Source organism: Streptomyces sp. NPDC031365 (assembly GCF_055569765.1).
Genome location: NZ_JBVIIM010000036.1, coordinates 44706 through 70722, shown reverse-complemented (window position 1 = coordinate 70722; position 26017 = coordinate 44706). Strand labels below are relative to the sequence as shown.

Annotated in this window: 22 protein-coding genes and 2 pseudogenes; 16 read left to right on the top strand and 8 right to left on the bottom strand. The window is 71.8% G+C overall.

The window, feature by feature from the left end:
- Positions 1–25: 25 nt before the first annotated feature.
- From ACZ5C2_RS34335 to ACZ5C2_RS34325, 3 genes are all read right to left on the bottom strand, one after another.
- The gene (locus tag ACZ5C2_RS34335; RefSeq protein WP_468800059.1) at positions 26–1279 is read right to left on the bottom strand and encodes a DUF5667 domain-containing protein; all 1254 of its coding nucleotides are present in this window, start codon (positions 1277–1279) and stop codon (positions 26–28) included.
- A gap of 252 nt (positions 1280–1531) precedes the next feature.
- A complete protein-coding gene (locus ACZ5C2_RS34330; RefSeq protein ID WP_468800057.1) occupies positions 1532–2311 on the bottom strand; it encodes an ECF subfamily RNA polymerase sigma factor, BldN family in 780 nt (259 codons plus the stop codon).
- A gap of 484 nt (positions 2312–2795) precedes the next feature.
- Entirely contained in the window at positions 2796–3707 is a 912-nt protein-coding gene (locus tag ACZ5C2_RS34325; protein WP_468800055.1) for an HAD family hydrolase, read from the bottom strand.
- Between the two features lie 96 nt (positions 3708–3803).
- On the opposite strand from ACZ5C2_RS34325, the gene ACZ5C2_RS34320 reads away from it, so the two are divergent.
- The 5 genes from ACZ5C2_RS34320 (at position 3804) to ACZ5C2_RS34300 (ending at position 9533) form a co-directional block, all read left to right on the top strand.
- Positions 3804–4091: a glutaredoxin family protein gene (locus ACZ5C2_RS34320; RefSeq protein ID WP_468800053.1), complete on the top strand. Its 288-nt coding sequence runs from the start codon at positions 3804–3806 to the stop codon at positions 4089–4091.
- 300 nt (positions 4092–4391) lie between these two features.
- Positions 4392–5174 carry a redox-sensing transcriptional repressor Rex gene (locus ACZ5C2_RS34315; protein ID WP_468800051.1) on the top strand — a complete coding sequence of 261 codons (783 nt, stop codon included), beginning with the start codon at positions 4392–4394 and terminating at the stop codon, positions 5172–5174.
- Positions 5171–6883 (top strand): glutamyl-tRNA reductase, encoded by a 1713-nt coding sequence (locus ACZ5C2_RS34310; RefSeq protein WP_468800049.1) that lies wholly within the window; start codon positions 5171–5173, stop codon positions 6881–6883. Before ACZ5C2_RS34315 ends, ACZ5C2_RS34310 begins: the two co-directional genes overlap by 4 nt.
- Complete coding sequence (gene hemC, locus ACZ5C2_RS34305; protein WP_468800047.1) at positions 6880–7839, top strand: hydroxymethylbilane synthase; 960 nt, start codon at positions 6880–6882, stop codon at positions 7837–7839. The genes ACZ5C2_RS34310 and hemC overlap by 4 nt, the downstream gene beginning before the upstream one ends.
- Complete coding sequence (locus ACZ5C2_RS34300; RefSeq protein WP_468800045.1) at positions 7836–9533, top strand: bifunctional uroporphyrinogen-III C-methyltransferase/uroporphyrinogen-III synthase; 1698 nt, start codon at positions 7836–7838, stop codon at positions 9531–9533. The genes hemC and ACZ5C2_RS34300 overlap by 4 nt, the downstream gene beginning before the upstream one ends.
- A gap of 69 nt (positions 9534–9602) precedes the next feature.
- Here ACZ5C2_RS34300 and ACZ5C2_RS34295 read toward each other — a convergent pair.
- The 3 genes and pseudogenes from ACZ5C2_RS34295 to ACZ5C2_RS34285 form a co-directional block, all read right to left on the bottom strand.
- Positions 9603–9800: pseudogene (locus ACZ5C2_RS34295) on the bottom strand (nucleotidyltransferase family protein); the annotation flags it as partial.
- A gap of 138 nt (positions 9801–9938) precedes the next feature.
- A complete protein-coding gene (locus tag ACZ5C2_RS34290) occupies positions 9939–10466 on the bottom strand; it encodes an SMI1/KNR4 family protein (protein ID WP_468800043.1) in 528 nt (175 codons plus the stop codon).
- Positions 10447–10725, bottom strand: a complete 279-nt coding sequence (locus ACZ5C2_RS34285; protein WP_468800041.1) for a hypothetical protein — start codon at positions 10723–10725, stop codon at positions 10447–10449. Before ACZ5C2_RS34285 ends, ACZ5C2_RS34290 begins: the two co-directional genes overlap by 20 nt.
- 124 nt (positions 10726–10849) lie before the next feature.
- Here ACZ5C2_RS34285 and ACZ5C2_RS34280 point away from each other — a divergent pair, with 124 nt between their 5' ends.
- Together ACZ5C2_RS34280 and ACZ5C2_RS34275 are read left to right on the top strand one after the other, a co-directional pair.
- Positions 10850–12427: a penicillin-binding transpeptidase domain-containing protein gene (locus tag ACZ5C2_RS34280; protein WP_468800039.1), complete on the top strand. Its 1578-nt coding sequence runs from the start codon at positions 10850–10852 to the stop codon at positions 12425–12427.
- A 43-nt stretch (positions 12428–12470) separates the two neighbouring features.
- Positions 12471–12914, top strand: a complete 444-nt coding sequence (locus ACZ5C2_RS34275; protein ID WP_468800037.1) for a hypothetical protein — start codon at positions 12471–12473, stop codon at positions 12912–12914.
- Positions 12915–13106: 192 nt separating this feature from the next.
- On the opposite strand, the gene ACZ5C2_RS34270 is transcribed toward ACZ5C2_RS34275, so the two are convergent.
- Positions 13107–13871, bottom strand: a complete 765-nt coding sequence (locus ACZ5C2_RS34270; protein WP_468800035.1) for an alpha/beta fold hydrolase — start codon at positions 13869–13871, stop codon at positions 13107–13109.
- 241 nt (positions 13872–14112) lie between these two features.
- Here ACZ5C2_RS34270 and hemB point away from each other — a divergent pair, with 241 nt between their 5' ends.
- Positions 14113–15114, top strand: coding sequence for a porphobilinogen synthase (gene hemB / locus ACZ5C2_RS34265; RefSeq protein ID WP_468800033.1), 1002 nt, complete (start codon positions 14113–14115; stop codon positions 15112–15114).
- 7 nt (positions 15115–15121) lie between these two features.
- On the opposite strand, the gene ACZ5C2_RS34260 is transcribed toward hemB, so the two are convergent.
- Positions 15122–15826, bottom strand: coding sequence for a DUF4232 domain-containing protein (locus ACZ5C2_RS34260; RefSeq protein WP_468800031.1), 705 nt, complete (start codon positions 15824–15826; stop codon positions 15122–15124).
- Between the two features lie 224 nt (positions 15827–16050).
- On the opposite strand from ACZ5C2_RS34260, the gene ACZ5C2_RS34255 reads away from it, so the two are divergent.
- The 8 genes and pseudogenes from ACZ5C2_RS34255 to ACZ5C2_RS34220 all read left to right on the top strand — a co-directional run bounded on the left by ACZ5C2_RS34255 (position 16051) and on the right by ACZ5C2_RS34220 (position 26006).
- Positions 16051–17448: a helix-turn-helix domain-containing protein gene (locus ACZ5C2_RS34255; RefSeq protein WP_468800029.1), complete on the top strand. Its 1398-nt coding sequence runs from the start codon at positions 16051–16053 to the stop codon at positions 17446–17448.
- Positions 17449–17536: 88 nt separating this feature from the next.
- On the top strand, positions 17537–18439 hold the full coding sequence (locus tag ACZ5C2_RS34250) for an SAM-dependent methyltransferase (RefSeq protein WP_468800027.1): 903 nt from the start codon (positions 17537–17539) through the stop codon (positions 18437–18439).
- Between the two features lie 9 nt (positions 18440–18448).
- Positions 18449–18588, top strand: a pseudogene (locus ACZ5C2_RS34245) (PLP-dependent aminotransferase family protein); the annotation flags it as partial.
- A gap of 197 nt (positions 18589–18785) precedes the next feature.
- On the top strand, positions 18786–20105 hold the full coding sequence (locus ACZ5C2_RS34240) for a helix-turn-helix domain-containing protein (RefSeq protein WP_468800025.1): 1320 nt from the start codon (positions 18786–18788) through the stop codon (positions 20103–20105).
- A 467-nt stretch (positions 20106–20572) separates the two neighbouring features.
- Complete coding sequence (locus ACZ5C2_RS34235) at positions 20573–21310, top strand: TIR domain-containing protein (RefSeq protein ID WP_468800023.1); 738 nt, start codon at positions 20573–20575, stop codon at positions 21308–21310.
- Positions 21307–23580, top strand: a complete 2274-nt coding sequence (locus ACZ5C2_RS34230) for a hypothetical protein (RefSeq protein ID WP_468800021.1) — start codon at positions 21307–21309, stop codon at positions 23578–23580. Before ACZ5C2_RS34235 ends, ACZ5C2_RS34230 begins: the two co-directional genes overlap by 4 nt.
- A 267-nt stretch (positions 23581–23847) precedes the next feature.
- Positions 23848–24750 carry a hypothetical protein gene (locus tag ACZ5C2_RS34225; protein WP_468800019.1) on the top strand — a complete coding sequence of 301 codons (903 nt, stop codon included), beginning with the start codon at positions 23848–23850 and terminating at the stop codon, positions 24748–24750.
- A complete protein-coding gene (locus ACZ5C2_RS34220; protein WP_468800017.1) occupies positions 24747–26006 on the top strand; it encodes an OmpA family protein in 1260 nt (419 codons plus the stop codon). The genes ACZ5C2_RS34225 and ACZ5C2_RS34220 overlap by 4 nt, the downstream gene beginning before the upstream one ends.
- Positions 26007–26017 lie beyond the last annotated feature (11 nt).

The following is a 26017-nucleotide window of genomic DNA, read 5'->3' as shown; positions in this document are numbered from 1 at the left end:
CTCGTCGTGAGGGGCGCCCCCGGTCCTATTCCGCGTTTTCCGCGTTCTCGGCGTTGATGCCCAGGCCCGGCAGGAGGCCGGGCAGGAGCGGGGGAAGGGTGACGTCGGGGGCGGGGGGCTGGGTGAGGGAGCCCGTGGGTGGCGGCGACGTGGCGGGGCCGCTTTCCCTGGGCGGGTCGAGCAGGCCGCCGGTGTTGCCGCCGAGCAGTCCCTCGCTCTCACGGTCGGGGCCGGTGGAACCGGACGGGTCGGCGCTGTCGGAGCCGCTCTCGCGGGAGCTGCCGTCGCCGCTGCCGGGGGACTGCGAAGGGCCTGTCCCGGGTGCGTCCCCCGGTGCGGACTCGGAGCCGCTGTGCCGGGTCCCGTCGCGGGTCTTGTCGCTCGGGTGCTGGGGGAGCAGGGACTTCAGCGGGGCGACGTCTTCGTCTATGGCGTCGAACACCGACGAGACCTGCTCACTGACGTCTCCGAGCTGGACCGGCAGCCTGTCGCGCAGGGTGCCCCAGGTCGCGCGGTGTGCCTGCGAGAAGGAGGAGAGCGCCTGCATGGGGCCCAGGGAGTCGGGGTCCCGCTCGTAGGCCTCGCGCAGTAGCCGGTGCCCCTCGGAGGCGTCGTGCCGCATGCCGGAGAGGGCGCGGCGGACCTCACCGAGCGACTCGTGGTCGAGGGGGCCGCTGCGGCCGCGCTCCATGAGTCTGCGGGCTTCGCCGAGGCGGGTGGAGGCGTGGTCGAGGTAGACCCGGCCTCGCTCGTCGCTCCCGTCGGTGAGGCCGAGTTTCACGTCCTCGATGCCGCGTTTGAGTCCGTAGAGGGAGTCGCCCGGCAGGGCGTCGGAGCTGGCGGCGGCGACTCCGCCGAAGGCGCCGGCGGCGACGCCGACGGTGAGTCCACCGGCGGTGAGTCCTTTGGCCAGCCGCGATCGTGGTCGCAGCTTGCCCAGGGGGGTCGCCCGGTGTGTGCCCTTCGCCCGGCGCGACCGCTGTTCGGGTACGGCCTGATCCGCCGCCTCGCCCGCAGCGGTGCCCTCCTGGAGCATGGCCTCGAACGCGGCCACCAACTGGGCCCGCTGGACGGCCTTGACCTCGGGGTCCAGTTCCGGCTTGGGCAGTGCGCCGAGGCCGGAGGCCAGCGCGAGCAGTCGTGCCTGCTCGCGGTCTCCGGCGGCCGGTGCCGGTGCCGGTCCTTCGGACTGCTCGGCCGCCGTGCCCCGGTCGGACTGCTCGTCCAGGGCCTGGGCGAAGGCGTTCGCCCGCCGGTGCGCCGATACGTTCGCGATCACTGGCGGCACCTCCTCTCGTCATGACGGTCGACTCCCCAGGGGGTCCTGAGGGTTCCCGGCCCCGACCAAGGCCACACGATCGGGTGATCAGAGGCGGTCAGGGGGTAACCACAGGGAGCCTGTATCCCGCACAACGAGCGGCGCGGCACTTGGGTTACGGATACCGGATGACCGAATGGGGAAGCCAACCGAGTTTCACGTAAAGTGAGTTGAGCATCGCGGAACGTGTCTCGGGCGGCGGGTGGGCCGTGGTCAGCGGGCATCGTCCGGGAGGAGCCGGGCGAGGGTGCGAACGGCCCGGTACTGGAGGGTTTTGATCGCGCCCTCGTTCTTGCCCATCACACGTGCGGTCTCGGCGACGGACAGGCCATGGAGGAATCGGAGCGTGACGCACTCCTGCTGCTGGGGGTTGAGCCGTCGTACGGCATCGAGGAGGGCGGCGTTGGACAGGGACTCGAGAACGGAATCCTCGGGGGAGCGCTCGACCTCGTTGGCGTCGAGCATCTCCCCGGTGGTGACCTCGAGGCGGAAGCGGCTGGACTTGAAGTGGTCGGCGACGAGGTTGCGGGCGATGGTCACCAGCCAGGCGCCGAAGTCGCGCCCCTGCCAGGTGAAGGTGCCGATGCGGCGCAGTGCCCGCAGGAAGGTCTCGCTGGTGAGGTCCTCGGCGGTCGCCTTCCCGCCGACCCGGTAGTAGATGTACCGGTACACGGTGTCGCTGTACTGGCCGTAGAGCCGTCCGAACGCCTCGGCCTCGCCGGCCTGGGCGCGCTCCACGAGGTCCATCATCCGGGCACTGTCGCTGTCGGCGGCGGGGCGGCGGGTGGTGGTGCCGGCACCGGCGGAGGAGCGCCCTCGTCCGACCGCGGCGGTGCCGTCGGCGAGGGCGTAGCACGGGCCGACGGGGGCGGTGGCGAATGCGGAGACGGTGTGCGCGGTGGGGACGACGGCGCGCAGTATGTCTCGGGCTGTCGCGACGGTTGCGCGCAGCGTAGCCAGGCCCGAGGCGTCAACCCCGACATGTGGGTACACGGGACTCCCAGAGGCAGAGCTTCGATCACGTGCAGTACGTGCAGTGCGGGGCCGTTCACCCGTCGTAGCGACGGGTTGGTCCCGGATTGCGTCTGAGGAGAATAACGCTTCGTGAAGGCTCTGCTACACCGAGTTGCCCAAACTGTCGATTACGTCGCTTCCGTAACCGGTTGGTGTCCGTTCAAGTGTGGTGTGTTGAACGGTCGTTGATCGGAAGGTTTCGTATTCGAGGTGAGGATGGGGCGAGTTGTGGCCGTGTGCAGCCAACGTGACTGGACAGGGGGGTCGGAAGGGTACGGCGGCCGGATTGGGCGTGTTGGTGGGCGGGGTGGGGGATGTGGTCGGGGTCGGTCACCGGTGGGGTTGTATGGGGGCGAGGTGCGCGGTGTTGACCCGGTGAACGGGCACTCCCCAGGCCTTTGAGGCACTGGGGGACGCGACAGCCCGCGGCTGCGCGGGCGGGACCGTCGGTGACTGCGGAGAGTCAGCGGCGCTTTCGGTGCAGGGCGATGGCTGCCGCTGTGCCGCCGGCCACCGCGCCGACACCGGCTGCGGCGGGGATGCCGACCTTGGCCGCCTTGCGGCCGGTGCGGTAGTCGCGCAGGCGCCAGTCCATGCGGCGGGCGTGCTTGCGGAGCTTGGAGTCCGGGTTGATCGCGTACGGGTGGCCCACCAGTGACAGCATCGGGATGTCGTTGTGCGAGTCGCTGTACGCCGCGCAGCGGCCCAGGTCCAGTTCCTCCGCCAGTGCCAGGGCGCGTACCGCCTCCGCCTTGGCCGGGCCGTGCAGCGGTTCGCCCACCAGTTTGCCCGTGTACACGCCGTCGACCGACTCGGCGACCGTGCCCAGCGCCCCGGTCAGCCCCAGCCGGCGTGCGATCACCTGGGCGATCTCCACCGGTGCAGCGGTGACCAGCCACACCCGCTGCCCCGCGTCGAGGTGCGCCTGGGCCAGAGCGCGGGTCCCCGGCCAGATCCGCTCGGCCATGTACTCGTCGTAGATCTCCTCGCCGATGGACTGCAGCTCGGAGACGCGGTGGCCCTGGACGATGGAGAGTGCCGAGTCGCGGGCCTCCTGCATGTGCTCGGGGTCTTCCACCCCGGCCAGCCGGAACCACGCCTGCTGCCAGGCGAACCGCGCGAGCTCGCGTGTCTCGAAGAACTTCCGCTTGTAGAGTCCGCGCCCGAAGTGGAACAGGGCGGCGCCCTGCATCACCGTGTTGTCCAGGTCGAAGAACGCCGCGGCCCGTTCGTCACCGGGTACCGGGAACTCCGGTTCACGTTCGAGAACGTCCTGGGTGGACTTGCGTGCTGCCTCAGCCGAGGCCTCGCCTGCCAACACGCTCCGCGCCGTGGCGGAGCGCCTACGGGGAGTGAGCCATCCGAGAGCGGCCATGGCGTGAGCATAGCCAGTCGGTCCGGATGTTCCGGAGCTGAGAGGTACGAACGTCGTGAACTCTCCGCGTCCGTGTCGTTAAGGAGCCGGGCGACAATGGCCCGTATGAGTCCCCTCTTCCGCCGCAACACCCCGGCCGCCCCACGGGACCGGCTCGTCACCCTCGTCCGCAAGCCCGGCTGTCATCTGTGTGACGACGCACAGGTGGTGGTGGAGAAGGTGTGCGGAGAGCTCGGCGTTCCGTGGGAACAGAAGGACATCACCCAGGACCAGGAGCTGCACGACAGGTACTGGGAGCAGATCCCCGTGGTCCTCGTCGACGGCAGCCAGCACACCTTCTGGCGGGTGAACGAGGACCGCCTCCGCAAGGCGCTCGGTGACTGACCGGCCAGTCCAAACTGGCGGAAAGTCGCTTAGGATCGATGGTGACTTGGTCTCGGGGGCGGGATTCACAGAGGAGAGTGTGCGGTTTTGCCCCCGAAAGAAAAGGAACAGCGGCGCTCGCGCGCCGGTTCCCCGCAGGTGCGACGGGGTTGCGTGACCCCGGTCACGTTGGCCGGGCAAATCGGACACCATCTTTGTGCACGCGTTCACAAAGACATAGCCTGCTTCCGACGGGGCGGTCCGGAGACGTATGACCTGACGTATGACCGCCTGAAGCCCCGCTCTACCCGCAGGAGCACCGTGGCAACTGGCCGAACTCACCGACCGGCGACCCGTAGCCGAGGGATTCCCGAGGCCACCGTCGCCAGGCTTCCGCTGTACCTCCGCGCCCTCACCGCGCTCTCCGAGCGTTCGGTGCCCACGGTCTCCTCGGAGGAGCTGGCGGCCGCCGCGGGGGTCAACTCCGCGAAGCTGCGCAAGGACTTCTCCTACCTGGGCTCGTACGGGACCCGGGGCGTCGGCTACGACGTCGAGTATCTCGTGTACCAGATCTCCCGTGAACTCGGCCTGACCCAGGACTGGCCGGTTGTGATCGTCGGAATCGGCAACCTCGGCGCCGCGCTCGCCAACTACGGCGGCTTCGCCTCCCGCGGTTTCCGCGTCGCCGCGCTGATCGACGCCGATCCGGCGATGGCCGGAAAGCCCGTGGCCGGCATCCCGGTGCAGCACAGCGACGAGCTCGAGTCGATCATCCAGGACAACGGAGTGTCGATCGGTGTGATCGCGACTCCCGCCGGTGCCGCCCAGCCGGTCTGCGACCGGCTCGTGGCCGCCGGGGTCACCTCCATCCTGAACTTCGCGCCGACCGTGCTGACCGTTCCGGACGGCGTCGACGTGCGCAAGGTGGACCTCTCCATCGAGCTGCAGATCCTCGCCTTCCACGAGCAGCGCAAGGCCGGCGAGGAGGCCGCGGCCGGCATCTCCGCCGCCGCTGCCCCCGCGGCTGCCCCCGCCCCCGCGCGCAAGAACTCCGCCACTGACCAGGGGCCCGACGGGGACGTACCCGCCGTGATGCCGGCATGAGTCTCCTGGTCGTCGGACTGAGTCACCGCAGCGCGCCGGTCAGCGTGCTGGAGCGGGCCTCGCTGGGCGTGGACGCGCAGACCAAGCTGCTGCAGGACACCCTGGCCGCGGAGCCCGCCGCCGAGGGAGCGGTCCTCGCCACCTGCAACCGCATCGAGCTGTACGCCGACGTGGACAAGTTCCACGCCGGTGTCACCGAGCTGTCCACGCTGCTCGCCCAGCACAGCGGGGTCGGCCTGGAGGAGCTCACTCCTTATCTCTATGTGCACTACGAGGACCGGGCCGTCCACCATCTGTTCTCGGTGGCCTGCGGGCTGGACTCGATGGTCGTGGGTGAGGGGCAGGTCCTCGGCCAGATCAAGGACTCGCTCGCCCGGGCCCAGGAGACGCACACCGCAGGACGTCTGCTGAACGACCTGTTCCAGCAGGCGCTGCGGGTCGGCAAGCGCGCCCACTCCGAGACCGGGATCGACCGCGCCGGGCAGTCCCTGGTCACCTTCGGCCTGGAGCAGCTCGCCCTCGGCAGGCCCGTCGAGCACTGGGCCCGCGCCAAGAAGGCCCTGGTCATTGGTGCCGGTTCGATGTCCTCGCTGGCCGCGGCCACGCTCGCGCGGGCCGGTGTCGCCGAGATCGTCGTCGCCAACCGCACGCCCGACCGCGCCGAGCGGCTCGCCCAGATCCTGACCGAGGGCGATGACACGGACGTGCTGGCCCGCGCGGTACCGATGACGTCGGTGCCGTTCGAGCTGACACGTGCAGATGTCGTCGTCTCCTGCACCGGTGCGACGGGACTGGTCCTCACGGCCGACGCGGTCGCGGCGGGTGTCGAGAGCCGTACCGGCGAGCAGCGGGTCGTCGTCGACCTCGACGACCTCGACGACGGGGCCGGGCGGGCCCCCTTGCCGCCCACCTCCGTCGGCACCGACGAGGGCTGCCCGCTCGACCTGTCCGCCGTACAGCCCGGCTTCTCCGTGATGGGCGAGGCCGCCGTCGCCGGTATGGACGCGGCGACGCTGGAGCAGCACGCCACCTGGGCCGCGGGCACGACCGTCGACCGCCGCGCGGCCGGCCGCAGCGGCCCCGAGGCCGACGCCGAACTGATCGGCGCGCTGGCCGCGACAGCGTCCACGGCCGGCCGGATCCCCGAGCGCCGCCGCCCGGAGCCGGTGGCCGAGCCGCCGCGCCCGGAGCCCGTGCTCTTCCTGCTGGACCTCGCGATGCCGCGCGACATCGACGCGGCCGCGCACCGGCTGGCCGGCGTGCGGCTGGTCGATATCGAATCGCTTGCGGATGCCTCTGCGGACGCTCCGATGGCTGCCGATGTGGACCAGGTCCGGCGTATCGTCTCCGACGAGGTCGCCGCGTTCGGGGCGGCACAGCGGGCGGCGCACATCACGCCGACCGTCGTCGCCCTGCGCACCATGGCGGCCGACGTGGTGGCCGGAGAGATCGCCCGTCTGGAGGGGCGGCTACCCGGCCTGGACGACAGACACCGCGCGGAGATCACCCAGACCGTGCGGCGGGTGGTCGACAAGCTGCTGCACGCCCCGACGGTACGGGTCAAGCAGCTCGCGGCCGAGCCCGGCGGCGCCGGGTACGCCGACGCGCTGCGCACCCTGTTCGACCTCGAGCCCGAGACGGTGGCCTCCGTCTCCCGCGCCGAGGAAAGCACCGAGAAGCAGAACGCAAGAAACCGAGGGCCGGGATGACTGAGAAGGCACTGAGGCTGGGGACCAGGCGCAGCAAGCTCGCCATGGCCCAGTCCGGGCAGGTGGCGGATGCCGTGAGCCAGGTGACCGGACGGCCCGTCGAGCTCGTCGAGATCACCACGTACGGCGACGTCTCGCGCGAACATCTCGCGCAGATCGGCGGCACGGGTGTGTTCGTCGCCGCGCTGCGGGAGGCGCTGGTGCGCGGCGAGGTGGACTTCGCGGTGCACTCGCTGAAGGACCTGCCGACCACGCAGCCCGACGAGCTGGTGGTGGCGGCCATTCCGGTGCGCGAGGACCCGCGCGACGTGATGGTCACGCGGGACGCGCTGAAGCTCACCGACCTGCCGCGGGGCGCCCGCGTCGGCACCGGTTCGCCGCGCCGCATGGCGCAGCTGAACGCGTACGCGCGCAGCCACGGCATGGACTTCGAGACCGTCCCGATCCGGGGCAACGTCGACACCCGTATCGGGTACGTCCGTAAGGGCGAACTGGATGCCGTGGTGCTGGCCGCCGCCGGGCTGAACCGGGTCGGACGCAGTGACGAGGTGACCGACTTCCTGTCGGTCAACACGATTTTGCCCGCCCCCGGCCAGGGGGCACTGGCGGTCGAGACCGTCGCGGACAACGCGGAACTCATCGCCGCGCTCGCCGAACTCGACGACCCGCTCACGCGGGCCGCCGTGACGGCCGAGCGGTCACTGCTCGCCGCCCTGGAGGCCGGTTGCAGCGCACCTGTGGGGGCGCTGGCCGACCTCTTGAGCGACGGGCAGATCGTCAAGGAAATGCGCCTGCGCGGCGTCGTCGGCTCGACCGACGGTGCCACGCTGGTGCAGCTGTCCACCACCGGTCCCGTGCCCGAGACGTACGAGGCGGCGATGGCGCTCGGTCGCGAACTCGCCGCCGAGATGCTCGCGCAGGGCGCGGCCGGTCTGATGGGGGAGCGAGCACTTTGAGCCCCACCACTCTTCCCACCCCTCCCGAACACGGGCACGTCACCTTCCTCGGTGCCGGACCCGGGGATCCGGGACTGCTGACTCTGCGCGCCGTGGAGGCGCTGGCGAACGCGGACGTCCTCGTCGCCGAGGACGACGTGCTCGACGTCGTACGCCAACACGCCAGGCAGGGCGTCGCCGAGGTGCACACGGAGGCCGATCAGTCGGTTCCGGGCACGGGCACGCCCCAGCTGACAGTCGTTGACGGCGCGTCAACTTCCGCCGGTGCCCCCGCGATGAGGGATGCCGCACATCTTGTCATGGAGGCCGCACGGGGCGGCAGGCGGGTCGTGCGTGCGGTGTCCGGTGATCCCGGGCTCGACGCCTATGCCGCCGGGGAGATGCTGGCGTGCGCCTCGGCCGGGGTGCCGTTCGAGGTCGTCCCCGGTATCGCGGCCGCGGTCGGCGTGCCCGCGTACGCCGGTGTGCCGCTGCGTGACGCCCAGGGCACGGACGTGCGGTTCGTCGACGCGCGTACGGCGTCCGAGCGGTGCTGGACGGAGGTAGGGGCGTCGGACGGCACGGTGGTCGTCTCCGCCACGCTGGACTCCGTGGCCGCCACGGCCGGCGAACTGGTGTCCGCCGGACGTAAGCCCGATACCCCGATGACGGTGACGGTCGGCGGTACGACGACCCGGCAGCGCACCTGGACGGCGACGCTCGGCACGATCGCGCAGACGTTGAAGCAGGCGAAGGTGCTGCCCTCCCCGGAGGCCGGCCGCCCGGTGATAGCCGTGGTCGGTGAGCGTTCCGCACCCGCCCAGCGCGACCGGCTGGCGTGGTTCGAGTCCAAGCCGCTGTTCGGCTGGAAGGTGCTCGTCCCGCGCACGAAGGAGCAGGCGGCGTCGCTCTCCGACCAGCTGCGGTCCTACGGTGCCGTGCCGCACGAGGTGCCGACGATCGCCGTCGAGCCGCCGCGTACGCCCCAGCAGATGGAGCGCGCGGTCAAGGGCCTGGTGACGGGCCGCTACGAGTGGATCGCCTTCACATCCGTCAACGCCGTCAAGGCGGTGCGGGAGAAGTTCGAGGAGTACGGGCTCGACGCGCGTGCCTTCGCGGGCATCAAGGTCGCGGCGGTGGGTGAGCAGACGGCCCAGGCCCTGATCGACTTCGGCGTACGGCCGGACCTCGTGCCGAGCGGCGAGCAGTCGGCCCGCGGTCTGGTGGAGGACTGGCCCCCGTACGACCCGGTCTTCGACCCGATCGACCGCGTCTTCCTGCCGCGCGCCGACATCGCCACGGAGACCCTGGTCGCCGGTCTGATCGAGCTGGGCTGGGAGGTCGACGACGTGACCGCCTACCGCACGGTCCGCGCGTCGCCGCCCCCGGCGGAGACCCGTGAGGCGATCAAGGGCGGCGGATTCGACGCGGTGCTGTTCACGTCGTCGTCGACGGTACGGAACCTGGTCGGCATCGCGGGCAAGCCGCACAACGTCACGGTGATCGCCTGCATCGGCCCGGCGACGGCGAAGACGGCGGAGGAACACGGCCTGCGGGTGGACGTGATGGCGCCCGAGCCGTCGGTCCACAAGCTGGCGGAGGCCCTGGCCGACTTCGGCACCCGCCGCCGCGCGGCGGCGCTGGACGCGGGCGACCCGGTGACACGGCCGAGCGAACGGCGTCCGGGGGCGCGGAGACGCCGGTCGACGACGTGAGGTCGTAGGACGCGTGAAGTGGTGGCGGGGTGTGCCGTGAGGGCGCGCCCCGCCACCGCGCGTCGCGGCTCAGGCCGCGGGCCACCCCAGCACGGTCAGTTCGGGCCACTGCCGGCGCCGGCGTGCCGCCTTCGCCTCGTACACGGCACGCGGTGCGAGGACCGGGTTGGGGCGTACGACGAGCCGGAACACGTCGGAGAGGCCGTGCGGTGCGTAGACGTGCCACCGGCCGTCGGGTTCCAGCCGCACGCCGAGGCAGCAGGTGGTCGGCGGTACGGGGCCCACCGAATCCGGGTACGGCCCGCTCCTGGTCGGAGGGCTGGCCGACCGCTGGGGTGTACGAACGGGCCCGGTGCCGTGCAGGACCGTGTGGGCCGAGCTGGAGCTCGGCCGCTTCCGGTGGGGTCAGCGGCAGAGTGCGTCGATGTCCTCGGCGAAGGCCGGGAACTCGGCGCGGGCCTCGGCGATGACGGCTCGGGCCGGCCGTCGGGGTGTGGTGGCGTGGCGTTCGGCGAGTGCGGTGAGGGCCGCGTCGGGACGTGATGCGTCGGCCCCGTACATCACGGCCTCGAAAGGCCCGCAGCCGTCGGCCAGCATCCACAGGAAGTCGGAGAGGTTCGCGGCCACCACCCCGCGCTCGCCTTCCGAGCCCATGAAGACCACGGGCTGCTCAGCGAGGGGGCGGCCCGGCCGCCCGTACCAAACGGCCGCGAGGCCGCCGGTTCCGTCCTGCCCGAACACCCGGTAGGCGTCGCCGTCGAGTTCGGGGTTCCCCGTCCACTGGCGCAGCCAGTCGGTGGTCTCCTCGGCCGAGTCGAAGGCACCGTAGGGCTCGAAGTCGATCCCCTCGCCGTCGGCGTAGTCGATGTCCGTGCGGGCCAGGTCGGCGAGGGCGGGGGGAAGGGTGCGTGCGTCATCGGTCTTCTGGTTCACCCGCGCACCGTAACGGCCGGTACTGACATCCGAGCTCGCCGACCGGGTCGCGGGCGACCGCTGGGGGTGCGGTGCAGGGGCCGGTGCCGACGGGGCGGGTCAGCCGGTCCCGGCCGCCGCCGTTGGTGAACCCCACCGCGACGGTGCCGTCCGGGTCGCCCTCGATGGTGCCGTCCGTCGCCGTGATCTCCAGCTCGTCGGTGCGGCACTTGCCGATCCTGCCGTCCTCCCCGGGACGGTTCCGTGACCTGGCGGGCACGGCCCTTCGGTGAGATGTGGGCCACGCCACCTGAACCGAACACCGTGGCGTGCCGTTGTGGGACGGGACGCACGTGAGTGCGTCGCGCAAGCGAGTGAAGCGCATCGTGCGCCTGGAGGTCGGAGTGAACAGGGGATCGAGGGTCGGTATAGCGGCAGGGGTGGTCGTGCTGCTCGGCGTGGGTGGTTACGCGACCGTGGATGCCGCCGGACTCCTCAAAGAGACGGGTCCCTTGTCGGAGGACGAGGTCCGCTCGGCGTCGGAGGACTTCCTGGACGCCTGGGCGAAGGGTGATGTCCTCGAGGCGGCGGCGCTCACCACCGACAGGCGGTCCGCCTCCTCCGCGCTGATCGGCTTCCGGCAGGAACTGGGACGTGAGGTGTCGCTGGAAGCCGCCCGGCAAGAGGCGGCCACGGTGTCCTTCTCCGTGACGGTCCGGTTGCGGGAGGGCGGCGCCCGGTCCGTCTGGTCCTACGGCTCCTCGCTGAAGGTCGTACGGGACCAGGAGTCGGGCGACCCCCGCGTCGACTGGTCGCCGGCCGTCGTGCACCCCGGTCTGACGAACGGGGCCAGGCTGGCCGTGGTGGAGAACAGCGCCTCGTCGATCGAGGCCACGGACCGGGACGGTGAGAAGCTGACCGCCGAGGAGTTCCCGTCCCTGACGAACATCATCCCCGCCCTGGCGGAACGTTACGCCGAGACGCTCGGCGGCCGGTCCGGTGTCGAGGTGCGTATCACCGAGAAGAGCGGCCGGGCGGGTGAGGCGCTGCATGTCGTGGCACCGGGGAAGAAGGCCGAGCTGCGGACCACCCTCTCCGCCGACCGGCAGCGGGCCGCCGAACGCGCGGTGAAGAGGTACCCGAACGCGTCCGCCGTGGCGGTGGAGGCCGGCAGCGGCGACATCCTCGCGGTGGCGAACAACCGTGAGGACGGGTTCAACGCCGCTTTCCTCGGCAAGCGCGCACCGGGGTCGACGATGAAGATCATCACCGCGGCGGCCCTTCTGGAGAGAGGGCTCGTGGACGCCGCCGAGCCCGCTCCCTGTCCGAAGACCGAGAAGTACGAGGGCGCCACGTTCCAGAACCTGGACAGGTTCGAGATCAACGGCGGTACCTTCTCCGACGCCTTCATCCGCTCCTGCAACACCACGTTCGTGAGTTTCGCGGAACGGATCGGCGCGGACGGTCTCGCCGAGGAGGCCAAGGACGTGTTCGGGCTGGGACTGGAGTGGCACAGCGGTCTGGCCACGTTCGACGGCCGTGTCCCCGGGGCGGAGGGGCCGGAACGGGCCGCCTCGCTGATCGGGCAGGGAAAGGTGCAGGTGAACGCCCTGAACATGGCGTCGGTCGCGGCGACGGCCTCCACCGGGACGTTCCGTCAGCCGATTCTCGTGGCACCGGAGCTGGACGACCGGGAGATCGCCAGGGCACCTCGTTCCCTCCCGGACGGCGTCACCGAGCAGCTGCGCGGAATGATGCGGCGCACCGCGGCCGAGGGCACGGCGGCCGAGGCGATGCGCGGACTGCCGGGAGACGTCGGGGCCAAGACGGGCTCGGCGGAGGTCGACGGGGCCGAGACGTCCGACAGCTGGTTCACCGGCTTTCGCGACGGCGCCGCCGCGGCGGCCACGGTGGAGGCCGGCGGACACGGCGGAGACGCGGCGGGGCCCATCGTGCGGGACATCCTGGCGGCGGGGAAGTGACGTGCCCGGTCGTTCCGGTGACCGGCCGGGAGCGTCGGTCCGTATGAGGGTGCCGGTCGGTGTCGGCGCCGGTGTCGTGCTGCTGCTCCTCGCCGTGGATCTGGGTGGGGAAACGCGGGAGTGGCCCGCCGGCGACGGAGCGGCGGACCGGGTCGCCGTGGGCCGGGAATGCCGCTCCGAGCTGGAGTCCGGCATGGAACTGTCCTGCGGTACCCAGGGGTTCGGCGACCTGCGGCATGTGTGCGGCGAAGGGGCCCGTTGTGTCCGCACCACGGCGGTGACCGTGCGCAACAGCGGACGGTCCGTCGCTTTCGTGAGCGTGATCAGCGGGCCCCGTCAGGGTGTCCGGCACCAAGGGGCGGACCACAGGCTGGCGCCCCGGGACACGGTCACTCTCCGCCCCGACGGGGCGGGCTACCTGTTCGACATCACGCTGCGCGCCTCCGGATCCGCACCGGCGCAGCTTCGGATCGTTCGCGTGAAGTGACCGGAGGGGAAGGGACAGTTGTGGCACAACGGGCTGTGAGTACGGCCGTTCTCGTGTTCCTGGTCCTGTGCGCGACAGCGTGCAGGGTGGGCGGTGACGACTCCGTGGGAGAGGAAACGGACGAAACGTCGGCCATGCGATCGCGTGTCGTCGGCGCGTCCCCGGGGCGGGGTGACGCCGCGTTCGTACCGGTCAGGCCAGCGCCTTCGCCACCGCTTCGGTGAAGGCCTCCGGGTTGTCCAGCATGATGTTGTGGCCGCAGTCCGGTACCGCCGTCAACGACACGCCCGCAGCGGTCAGTTCGTCCGCTCCGGGGAACGGGCCGTCGGCCTCCGGGAACAGGAACGCCCGGGGGACGGGAAGGCCGAGCAGCAGCTCGCGCATCGTCGGGGTCGTACCGCGGACGAGGTGGGTGGCGCTGCGGTGCAGGGCTTCCAGGCCTGCCAGGCGCATCGTCGACCACCAGTGCGCGCCCGCACGGTCGCGGACCTCGCGCCAGCCACCGGTGAGGAACTCCTCCTCCGTGTACGCGGCGATGCCGCTGCTGCCCAGCGCGCCGGGGACGCGGGGCAGCGGGTCGAGGTTGGCGTCGGCCAGGACCAGGCGGGAGACCAGTTCCGGGTGGCGCGCGGCCAGCACGACGGCGACCGAGCCGCCCATGCTGTGTGCGACGAACCCGGCACCGCTGACGTCGGCGGCGCGCAGGGCGGCGGCGAGCGCGTCGGCGTGGTCCTCGAGGGTGTAGGAGAAGGAGACGGGGCGGTCGCTGTGGCCGTGGCCGAGCAGGTCGACCAGGAGCGAGCGGTGCCCTGCGAGGCGGGGGTGGACGGCGGTCGCGGTGAAGTACGCGGGGGAGGTGGCGCCCAGGCCGTGGACGTACACGCGCGCCGGGTCCCGGCCCGGCACTTCCACCCAGCGGATACGGTCGCCCTCGGCCGTCACGGCGGCGCTGTGCATGGTCCGGACCCCCTTCTGCGACGTGATTGCGAGCGACGAGCACCGTATACGACCCGGTGCGGGCTCCCGGTGGCCGGCACCGGGAGCCCGTGATCCGGGGGTCCGTGATCCGGGGGTCCGTTCGTCGGTCGGCCCGACCGGGCGGACCGACAGGAGGCCGCCGTCCGCGGCGATCGCTCGGCCGGTCGGGCCGACTGCCCGTCGGTAAAGGCACGGGTGGGACGGGCGTAGCGTAAGTGGTATGACGACGTACGGATCCTTCCCGGGCGCGCGGCCGCGGCGTCTGCGTACCAGCCCCGCCATGCGGCGCATGGTCGCCGAGACCAGGCTGCACCCCGCCGACTTCATCCTCCCGGCCTTCGTGCGCGAGGGCGCGGGAGAACCGGTGCCGATCGCGGCGATGCCCGGTGTCGTGCAGCACACGCGGGACAGTCTGAAGAAGGCCGCCGCGGAGGCCGTGGCGGCCGGGATCTCCGGGATCATGCTGTTCGGGGTGCCGGAGGAGTCGAAGAAGGACGCCCTCGGGACGCCGGGGACCGACCCGGACGGGATCCTCCAGGTCGCCCTCCGTGACGTGCGGGCCGAGGTCGGGGACGACCTGCTCGTCATGTCCGACCTGTGCCTCGACGAGACGACGGATCATGGGCACTGCGGGGTGCTGGACGAGCAGGGCCGTGTCGACAACGACGCCACGCTCGAGCGGTACGCCGAGATGGCGCAGGTCCAGGCCGACGCGGGCGCGCACGTGGTCGGCCCCAGCGGGATGATGGACGGGCAGATCGGCGTCGTCCGCGACGCCCTCGACCAGATCGGGCGGGAGGACGTGGCGATCCTGGCCTACACCGCCAAGTACGCCTCCGCCTTCTACGGACCGTTCCGCGAGGCCGTGGCCTCCTCGCTCCAGGGTGACCGCAAGACGTACCAGCAGGACCCGGCGAACGTCCGTGAGTCGATGCGCGAACTGGCGCTCGACCTGGAGGAGGGCGCCGACATGGTGATGGTGAAGCCGGCGGGTCCGTATCTGGACATCCTCGCGCGGGTCGCCGACTCGGTGGACGTGCCGGTGGCGGCGTACCAGATCTCCGGTGAGTACTCGATGATCGAGGCCGCCGCCGAGAAGGGCTGGATCGACCGGGACCGGGCGATCCTCGAGACGCTCACCGGCATCAAGCGGGCCGGTGCGCGCAACATCCTCACCTACTGGGCCACCGAAGCGGCCCAGAAACTGAGCGCCGTTCAGTAGGCGCCGTTCAGTAGGTGAGCGCGTCGTCCATCGACTGCTGCCAGTACGTCACCGTCAGACTGCTGTCGTAGTACACGCCCTTGGCCGGCAGGGACGGGAGTGCGGACGGGCCGCCGTCGCTGTTCGGGGTGCGGCCATGGAAGCCGACGGCGAGCTTGTGGCCGGTGGTGCCGCCGTCGCCGCTGCCGTCGGCGGCCGACAGCAGGGCGCCCGCGTACGCCGACTCGCCCGGCGCGAGACTCACGACGGCCTGCGGCTTCGACTCCTCGAACGGCTGCGGCGCCCACTGCATCTCGTCGAAGCGGAGCACCGGGTAGTAGGTGAGGTCGCAGAGCTTCGATCCCGTGTTCTTGACCGTGATCAGCATGTGGTTGACGGGGCGGGGGACCGGCCGGGCGGTGACGGTGGTGTTGGAGCCGTTGCAGGCGACGCGGTCCTGAGGGTCGTCGTCGGAGCCCTTCGCCTTGTCGTTGCCCTTGTCGCCGTTCGTGCCCCCGCCGGACTGCGCGGGGTCGTTCGCGGCGGTGCCGTCCGCCGGAGGCTGCGAGGGCGGGGTCGAAGGGGACTTGGCGGGTGTGTCCGTGGTCGCCGTCGCGGACGGCTGGGGCGCGCCCTCGTCCTGGGCACCCGTACCGTCCTCGCAGGCCGTGAGGGCGAGCGTGGCGAGGGTGATTCCGGTTGCGGCGAGCAGGCGGATGCGGGAGGCGCGCATGTCTTGTTCCTTGTCGTCAGTACGAGTTCGGCGTGGCCACCCCACCGGTTGTGGTGAGCGGCGTGCTTGGATGACCAGAGCCTGCGGAGTGATCCGTCCCGGCCGCCACATCCAACGGAGGATCCGGGACGCTGGAACGCTCATGCCGCTGTGACCTGGGAAAACGACCGTTCCCTGGAACGGTGGAATGGGACACGGGGGAGGGAGACACGGTGTCGGGAGACATGCCTGCGGAGGAGTTCGCCGCGCTGCTGCGGCAGTTGAAGGAGCGGTCGGGGCTGAGCTACGGGGTGCTCGCCAAGCGGCTCCACATGAGTACGTCGACGCTGCACCGGTACTGCAACGGGGACGCGGTGCCGACGGACTACGCACCGGTGGAGCGGCTCGCCCGGCTGTGCAAGGCGGGCCCCGGAGAGCTGGTCGAGCTGCACCGCCGGTGGGTGCTGGCGGACGCGGCCCGGGGCCGCAGGCCGGGGGCGGCGGGGCCGGTGGAGCCCACGGAGCCCACGGAGCCCGCCGAGCCCGCCGAGCCCGCGGAGGCTGCGGGACCGGCGGTGGCCGCCATGGCCGGTGAGGCGCGGGAAGACGCCGGGCCGGTCGCCCCGGAGCCGGCCGCGGTGACCGAGGGCGGGTCGGGGGTGGTCGGGCCGGTCGAGCTCCCGGAGGCGGAGGGTTCGGGCGAACCCCGTCCCGGGCGCCGACCCCGGCGCCGTACCCGTAGCGCCCTCCTCGCGGGGATCGCCGTCGCCGCCCTGCTCGGCGGAGTCACACTCGCCGTCGATCTGCGGGGCGACGGCGGGACGGAAGGGGGCGACCGGCGCACACCGGTGGGCGCCGCGAGCGTCGACGGCAAGGACGTCACCCCATCGCCCTCGCGCTCCACCACCTCCTCCTCCTCCTCCTCCCCGTCCGTGTCGGCGTCCCCCGGCAAGGACAGGGACGCGAGCAGCCCGCCGGCCACCAGTGCCGCTGCCTCGCCGGGAAACAAGCCCGGGGCAGACGCTGCCGTACCGCTCACCGTCCAGACCGAGCCGTACATCTGGGAGAGCCCCTGTCTGCAGCGGTATCTGATCAAACGGCCGGCGGGCCAGGTGGGCCCGCCGCCGACGGAACAGGACGCACCGGCGTGGGTCGGGGCCGCCGGCGCGGTCTCGTCGGGGAAGCAGTACGTCCGGCTGACCGTGCAGGGGACGAGCGCGGAGACGGTGGTCGTGAACGCGCTCACCGTGCGGATCGCGGGCAAGCGGACGCCGCTCGCCTGGAACGACTTCGTCATGGGCTATCCCGGCGTCGGATGCGGCGGCGGCGTACCCACGCGTGCCTTCACCGTCGCCCTGGACGCCGCGCGGCCGGCCGTGACGCCGGTGTCCGGGCACCGCGACTTCCCCTTCAAGGTGAGCGAGTCCGACCCCGAGGTCTACTACATCACCGCCGACGCCTCCGCGTATGACGTGAGCTGGTACCTGGAGCTGAAGTGGTCCAGCGGCTCCCGCAGCGGCACGCTCACCGTGGACGACAAGGGCCGCCCCTACCGCACCAGCGGCAACAACGGGCGCCCGGCGTACGAGTTCCCGCTGGGCGGCCAGGAGTGGGTGCCGGAGGGCACGACCGTGCTGGAGTGACCGGCCGCACGAACCGGGCACATCAAGTCCCTTCGCGGGTTAGGTTGTTGAGCGTTGGCCGAATCACCAACCCCCCAGGGAGACGCCCATGTCCGGTGACGCGCTCAGCCAGGATCCCGCCGAGCTGCGCAGGCGGATCGACAGCAGCAAGGCGCATCCGGCCCGGGTCTACGACGTGTTCCTCGGAGGCAAGGACCACTACCCCGTGGACCTGTCGGCGGCCGCCGCCGCGCTGGCGGCGAACCCGCGCGGGTACCTCGACGTCCGGCACAACCGGGACTTCCTGCGGCGCGCGGTGAACACGCTGGTGACGGAGGACGGCATCCGTCAGTTCCTCGACATCGGCACCGGCCTGCCCACCGCCGAGAACGTGCACCAGATCGCCCAGGGCGTCGCCCCCGAGTCGCGGGTCGTGTACGTCGACAACGACCCGGTGGTGCTGGCGCACGCGCGCGCCCTGCTCACCAGCGGCCCCGAGGGACGTACCGACTACATCGACGCGGACCTGAAGAACCCGGCCGCCATTGTCGAACACGCCGCGAAGACACTGGACTTCGACCGGCCGATCGCGCTCTGCCTGGTCGCCGTCCTGCACTTCGTCGAGGACGAGGAGGCGTACCCGATCGTGCGGGATCTGGTCGACGCGCTGCCCTCCGGCAGCCGCGTGGTGCTCAGCCATCTCACCGAGGACCTGAACCCCGACAACGTGCGGGCGGTGCAACGGACATACACCGAGCGCGGGTTCACGTTCGTGCTGCGCACGAGGGCGGAGGTCGGACGCTTCTTCACCGAGCACTCCCTGGGCGTCGTGGACCCGGGTGTGGTCCCCGTCCACCGCTGGCGCCCCGACCACGCGGCCCCCGTCCCCGAGCGACCGGAAGCCTCCTACCTGGAGAGCCTGGACCCCATCGAACGGGTCCGCTACGAGGACATCGACGACGTGACGGACGCCGACATCAATGTCTACGGGGCGGTGGGCGTGAAGGGCTGACCGCCCGCCGCCCTGCTCCCCGAAGTGGTCCGGCACGACGTGGCGTACGTCCCCGGCGCACGCTCCTACGCCACCGACCCGGACTTGCCACCGTTCGCCTGTGCTTCGTGACGCAGACACCGGAGGAGATCGCGGAGGGTCTGCGCAGGCGCCGGGTGCGGTGCTGCGAGCCTGCTTTCGTGAGCCGATCGATCCTCGACGGTCTCAAAAGGGCTGCCAAAGCGCATAACACGTCGCGTGTCACTCAAAGGTGTTCATCTAGTACGACAAAGTCACTGATCGGTTGACTGGCGACCAAGCTATGGCAAACTCGGCTCGGCAAGGGGGCACTGCGGGGGGAGCGACCATGGCACCAGTTCGTCCGGCCTTCGGACCGGAACTGCGCCGGCTGAGGACTTCTTCCGGAATGTCACTGGCTCAACTGGCCGGCAAGGTCCATTGCTCCAGGGAATACCTGAGCAAGATCGAACGTGAGATGGGCACCCCCAGCGACCGGCTCGCGCGGTTGTGTGACGCCAAGCTCGGCGCGGGTGGTGAACTCGTCGCGCTGCTGGAGCGTCCGGCGCGCGGTGGCACGGAAGAGGTCGCGCCCGTCCCACCGTTCGGCGGCTCCGGTCCCTGGTCGCTCCACCTCGGTGCCGACGGGGCGACCGACTTCACCGCCTGCGACCCGGGCCCGGCCACGGACGAACGCGTTCCGGCGGTCGCCGCGAAGTGGGCCGTCGCACCGCGTTCCCTCACGGGCGGCGCGATGGAGGAGGCACTCACCGTCTACCGGGGCGTGTACCGGCAGTGCCGGAGTCTCGGCCAGTGTTCCGGCCCGGCCGCCGTCGTACCGATGAGCATCGCGGCGACCGCGGCGCTGCGTGGCCTGAGCCGCAAAGAGCCGTCCCGTCACCGGGCCGCCGCTCTCCGGCTCGCGGCCCGTTTCGCCGAGTACACGGGCTGGATGGCGCAGGAGGCCGGCGACGACTCCGCGGCACGCTGGTGGACCGGCCAGGCCGCGGGCCTGGCAGAGGCGGCCGGTGACACCGAGATGACCGTTTACACACTGTTACGCCGGGCCGAAATCGCCCTGTATCAGGACGACTCGATGTCCACCGTGGAACTCGCCAAAGCGGCCGGGACGCAGGCCCACGACGTCCGGACCAGGAAGCTGGCCACCCAGCGAGAAGCCCAGGGCTACGCGCTCATGGGAAACGAGACCCAGTGCCGGCGCGCACTGGAGCGGGCGGCCGGACTGGCCGACGGCGCGAGTACGGACAGCGAGGACGACCTGGTCCTGGGCAGCACCCACTTACCCGACCTCACCGCCTTCGTCACGGCGTGGTGCCTGCGGGAACTGGGCGAGGCCGAGGAAGCCGTCGCGCTGCTCGACGGGAGCAGGCAGTCCATCGCTCCGTATGCCCTGCGGGCCCGGGCCCGCCACGGCGCCCGGCTGGCGCTGGCCCTGGCGGACGCCGGAGACGTCGAACGGGCTTGCGCGCAGACCGTGTCGGTGGTCCACCACGCCATGACGACCGATTCCAGCACCGTCCGCGCCGAACTGCGGCAACTGCGGTCGGCGTTGGCCACCCGGCGCAAACACCCTGCCGTCCGGGACACGCTCCCCCTCATCGCCGCGAGTCTGCGCGGGGACCAGGACGCCGGGGGAGGCAGCGGCTGAGCCGGGGCCGACAGGGCCGAGCCGCCCGCCGACGGAGCTGTCGGCGCCGACAGTCCGTCGGGCCGAATTCACTGATCCGGCCGTACATTTCTCCCGCTCCGCCGCCCTCACGAGGCATGCGTTCGGGCACGTCCCACCCCTGATCGCACCCCGGCGCCTCGCGAGGCCCGGCAGACCCACCCGGCTCCGATGTGCCCTGTTGCCTGCGCAAGTGGCCACAGGCAACTCATTGACCCCCTTTGAACCGGCTGAAAACGTCGATCTACTCCACCGAGTTCGGACCCGGGCCTCACCGATCCCACGACCGGGCCCCGCTACCTCCGAGTCCGTCCACCGACCGCCCACCGTCTGCTCACCGCAGGCGGGCCGTCCCCGATCCACATCCGCCGGGGCACCACCAGTTCCCCCGGCACCACCGCGGCCGTCCGGACCACGCCGGATGCGCTTCCCGTGAAACGAGGAACAGCATGGCCCCCTCCGTCTTCATCAACTTCCGTCGTGCCGACACCGGTGGTACCGCCCCCCATCTCGACACGGGGCTGCGGGGGAGGTTCGGCGCCTCCGAGGTGTTCCGCGACCAGCGCTCCATCGACAAGGGCGCGTACTACCCCGAGCAGATCAAGACGAAGCTGCGCAAGTGCGACCTGCTGCTCGCCCTCATCGGCCGGAAGTGGGAAACGGCCGTGGACGAGAACGGCCGCCGGTGCCTGGACGACGAGGCCGACTGGGTCCGCCTGGAGATCGCCCTCGCCCTGCAGTGGGGACTGAAGGTCCTTCCGGTCCTGGTGGACCGCGAGGAGATGCCCGACCGGGCGGACTTCCCGGAGGACATCCGGGCCATGGCGTCCCGCCAGGCCATCCACTTCCGTCCGCACCGCGAGGAAATCTACCTCCCGCCCCTGATCAAGGCGGTCCGCGCGGCCGTTCCGGCGCTCGGCCCCAAGCGACGTCGGGACGACGCCGGCGGCAGCGGCGGCGGCACCGGCACCGGCAGCGTGGGGAATGTCCGCAGCATCCGGTCCGACCGCGGCGTGGTGCTCCTCGGCGGCAGCGGCAACAGCGGAGTGGTCCGCAACCACTCCTCCGACCCCGACGACGGCTTCGACGACGGCTTCGACAACGACTTCGACAACGACAACGACGGCGACTTCGACGGCGACTTCGAGGACAAGCGCGACGACGACCAGGACGAGGAACGATCGTGAGCTCCACCGACGACTTCTCCGGGGGCGACACCCCCGAGCACGACGGTCCGGAACAGACCACCACGGCCGAGCCGGGCCCGGACACCCCGTACGACACCGGAACCCCCGCCGACGGCACCCGGCCGGCGCCCTCCGACGACGACACCCCCGCCGGCCCTCCCGAGGAGGGGACCGCCGGCCGCCCGGACGACGGAACCCGGCCATCCGGGCGGACGCGGGACATCCCCGGGGACCCGCCTGGGAAGCCTGAGCGCCGGTTGCCGGACCCCGGTGAGCGGGACGTCGACCGGATCGAGAAGCTGGAGGCGTTCGGTAGTGCGGTCGCCCTCCACGGTGACGCCTTCGCGCTGAACGTGGGCGGGGCCCAGCCCGTCGAGTTCCAGCGGATCGACCTCGACGTCGCCGAGACGAGCCGAATATGGGAGCTGTACGAGACGGTCCCGGACCACAAGGGGATGGCCGACAGCCTCATCGAGCACCATCTCGTCGTGGTGGTCGGTGCGAGGGGCAGCGGGCGGGAGGCCACGGGCTGTGTGCTGCTGACCGAGGCGTGCGGCAGCGCGGGCGTCAGCGTGCTGCACGGCCCGCACGACCGTCTGGTCCAGGTCCTGATCGAGCGCAACGGCCGCCGGCTGGAGCGGGGCCGCGGCGTCCGCGTGAACGTGGGCACGCACCGGCCCGACCCGGCCGCCCTGGAAGCACTCGCCCTGCGGGCCAGGGAGCGCGAGGCCTACGCCGTGGTGATCGTCGAGGATCCCCAGGCCGGCCACGACCTCGGCCCGTACGCCTTCCACCACCGCAGACCCGACCTCGCCGAAGTCCTGCAAGCGCATCTGACGGCCGCGCTCGCCGAGCACCGCGCACGGTGCGCGGAGAACTGCACCATCGATGCCACCCGAGAGTTCCGCGAGAGGGTCATGGCGGACGGACGGACGGTCAGGAAACTCGGCGCCGCCGCCTCCGTCCACTGGGTCACCCGTTTCGCCCGGGACCTCGCCGGATGTCTGCACGGACCCGAGGGAGCACTCGACACCCTCCTCGACACTCCCGCGGACGACCTGCGAGGCGTGGTCAGACGGTTCCTGATGCTCTCCGAGCGGACGACGGACCCGTTGGCGGCCGGCCCGTACCACCAGGCGCTGCGCATCGCCTATCTGCTCGGCCACGAGATGCCGCTGTCCGACGTCATCAGGGCCGGCACCCTGCTCGGTGCCGACATGCTGCGCGTCGAGAACCGGGACTCCGCGCCCGCCCGGCCCGTCTTCGAGGCCGACCTCGACCGCCTGGCACCGCCGGGTGGGGGCATCGCGGCCGAACGGGGCTGGGCGATGCACGACAACCCCCGGCGGGCCCGGCTCGCGGACCCGGAGTTGATGCCGACCGCCGTCGAGGTCGTCTGGCACGACCTTCCCTGGCTGCGCGAACCGCTGGTGGCGTGGCTGCGGACGCTCGGCTCCGACGGCCTCCAGCGGGTCCGGACGCGGGCCGGGGTGCTCGCGGGCCACCTGCTCCGGCACGACTTCGACAGCGTCTACCGGAACCTGGTGAAGGTGTGGGCGCTCAGCAAGTCGGTGAGCGACCGGCGGTGCGCCGCCCTCGCCCTGGCCGTGGCGCTGGACGCCGGCCACGAGTGGCTGTCGGACCGCGTCGCCCGACAGGTCGCCTCCTGGGCCGACAGCCCCAAGTGGGCGTTCCAGGACAGTGCCGCCCGGGCCTACGGCACCGTCCTGGGCACCCGGGACGTGTCCGCGACCCTGCCGGCCCTGGAGGTACTGGCGGGCCGGCCGGCCCTCGTCCCCTACGCCTCCGTCGCCTACTCCCTCACGGCCCTGTTCCTTGCCGAGGACGGCGCGGGACCCGTCACCGAGGCGCTCGGGCGGTGGATCCGTTCGGACAACGACAACCTGCCCCGGCACGCGGTCCGGGCCCTGCTCGTCCTCGGCCCCCTCGTCGTCGGGCCCGAACTGCAGACGCGGCCCAGGCTCGCCCAGCAGGCGATGGACGACGCCGACCGGGAGGAGACGCTCCTGCTGCTGTGGCAGGACGCGCTGGTCGACCCGGCGCACTCCGGTCAGGCGTGGAAAGTGCTGCTGGACTGGCTGCTGATCGCCGACCAGGACGCGGAACTCGCCCGGTTCGCGGAGAAGTTCGTACCGCGAGTCTGCGCTCCTCGCCGCCGCCGAAGCATGTTCCACCTGCGGCGGTGCGCACGGGCGCACCCGGATGCCGTCGTCGTACGGCAGGTCCTGGATGCCCTGGGCGGCCCCTGACCCCGCCGTCCGCCGCCACGTTCCACCCCGATTCCGGCACTTGGTCCGCGCGCCTGCCCGGATTGCGTACCTCGGACCCCGGACCCCGGCGCCTCACACCTGAACGAGAGAGCCCGGCCCCGGCAACCCCGGACCGCGGGGACCGACCGGCCAGGACCGCCAACCCAAGACGCCGGGACCCACCCATCCCGGAACCTCCGGCAGCCGCCGACCCCGGCAGCCGCCGACCCCGAACCCGCCGACCCCAGAACTCCAGGAGGACCGACCATGACACGACGGCCCAAGGGCCTGTTCGCCACCCTGCGCGAGGCATACCGCGCATGGCGGCGCACGGAGCACGACGACTTCCCGGAGGTGAGCACCGATCCCGGCGTCCCGGACGGCAACGGCTCGCAACTCACCCCGCGCAGGGATGCGTTCGTCCGGTCCCGCCCGCAGGAGGAACCCCTCCCGCTGCCGGCCCGTGACGACGTGTTCTCCTTCCAGGCCTTCCCCACCTTCCAGTGGACCAGCCAGACCATGTCGCAGGAGACGCTGAAGGCGCGCGTCGGCCTGCACGAGGAGACGGCCCGCGAGGAACTGCTCCGGGTCGCCTGGCCGGCGGCCCGCGGGTGCGACCCGGCCGACGCGGTCGCCGCCGAGACCGCGGTCAACACCGCACTCGCCACCGAGGGCAACTGGTGCTTCGACGACGCCGAGGGACGCATCCGCTGCACACCGTCCGTCCGGACCCGGGTGGACCCGGCGCTGCGTGAGCACGTACTGCCGTACCACCTCGAGGAGTTGACGCTCAAGGAGACGCAGCGGCTGGGCATGATCCGCGCCGAGCGGGCACGGACGCTCACCGAGGCCTGGCTGGACGTGATCAGCCGGCTGGAGCTCATGGGCGAGCTGGACGCGCACCAGCGGCGCCTACTGGTCCCGTTCGCGGCCACCTTCGCCGACCCGGACTTCCGTACGGTGCTGGAGGCGCTGCGTCACCAGCGGCGTACCAGCGTCGACGCCCTGGTGGCCGCCCTGAAGGGGGCGCGCGGGGACCACCAGGAGGCCGGCCTGTTCGAGTTCGCCGACGCCTACGACAAGGCGCTCAGCGCCTTCTGCCGGGAGATGGGCGTCGGTCCGTTCTCCTGGGTCGAGGACGCCGTCGCGGCCGAGGGGACGGACCGATGAGCGCCGGGCGGCGGACGAGGGGCATTCTCGCGGCCGCGGCCGCCCTCACGGTCGTCCTCGGCGGCCTGACCGGCTGCTCGGCGGACGACCCCAGGCGGGGCTGCCGCTGGATGGACGACCAGGAAGCCGTCGGTGGCGCGGACGCGACCGTCGTCCTCGTCGACGGCACCACGTCGACGCGGGGTACAACGGCCGGGGGGCCGGACATCGACTACGGCCCCCTGATCGGCGACCTGCTCAGCGAGAAGGGGAAGAGCAACCAGGTCATCACCATCGGCACGTTCGGCGGACCCGACGGACAGGTGGAGTGGAGCGTGCTGCGCCGCTCGGCCGACTGGCGGCGGAGCAACGACAACGAGGCCCGCCAGAAGGACAACCGCGAGGACGCGAACGAGTGCCTCCGGGACGACGTCGCCGCGGCCCGGCAGACGGTGCCCGCCGCCGGGGGCACCGACGTGCTCGCCGCGCTCGCGGCCGGAACCGAGATGCTCGACGGCGTTCAGGGCAAGCGACGGCTGCTGGTGCTCAGCGACGGGCTGTCCACCACCGGCTGCGCGGACCTGAGGAACGCCCGGTTCGGCTCCGCGCAGGACCTGAAGTCCATTGTCTCCTTGTGCGCCACCCAGGGCGAGTTCGGCGAACTCCCCGACCTGAAGGACGTATCGGTCACCTTCATGGGGCTCGGGCACTCCGCCGGCCGACAGCCCTCCGCCGACACCGGCCGGCGGGCCTGGCTGGGCGAACTGTGGAAGACCCTGTGCGAACGCGCGGGCGCCGGCACGTCGTGCACCGTCAGCAAGGCACCCGTCGGCAGGACCGGGGAGTCCGGTGAGCGGGCCGGCGGCCCACTCCCGGACGACCCGGTGGTGTCGTTCGGTGAGGGAGGCACCCGGACGTACACCCTGCCGGGCGCCGCCCTGTTCGCCACCGACTCCGCGCGGCTGCGGGACAAGGCCGGGCGGGCCCTCGCCGACATCGCCGTGGCCGCCCGCACGACACCCTCGCTGGACCGTGTCGAGGTCTACGGGTACGTCGACCCGCGCGGGACGCGCCTGAACGACCGGGAGCTCTCGGGGGCCCGCGCGGACGCGGTGGCCGACAGGCTCGTCGAGCACGGGGTGCCCGCCTCCCGGGTGAAGGCGTACGGCAAGGGGGTGTCGCCGGGATGCCCCGAGGACGTCACCGAGGAGAGCAGGACCCGGGAGCAGCGGCTGCAGTGCGACCGGCGTGTGGACGTGAAGATCATCGGAAAGTGAGGCCGGACGCC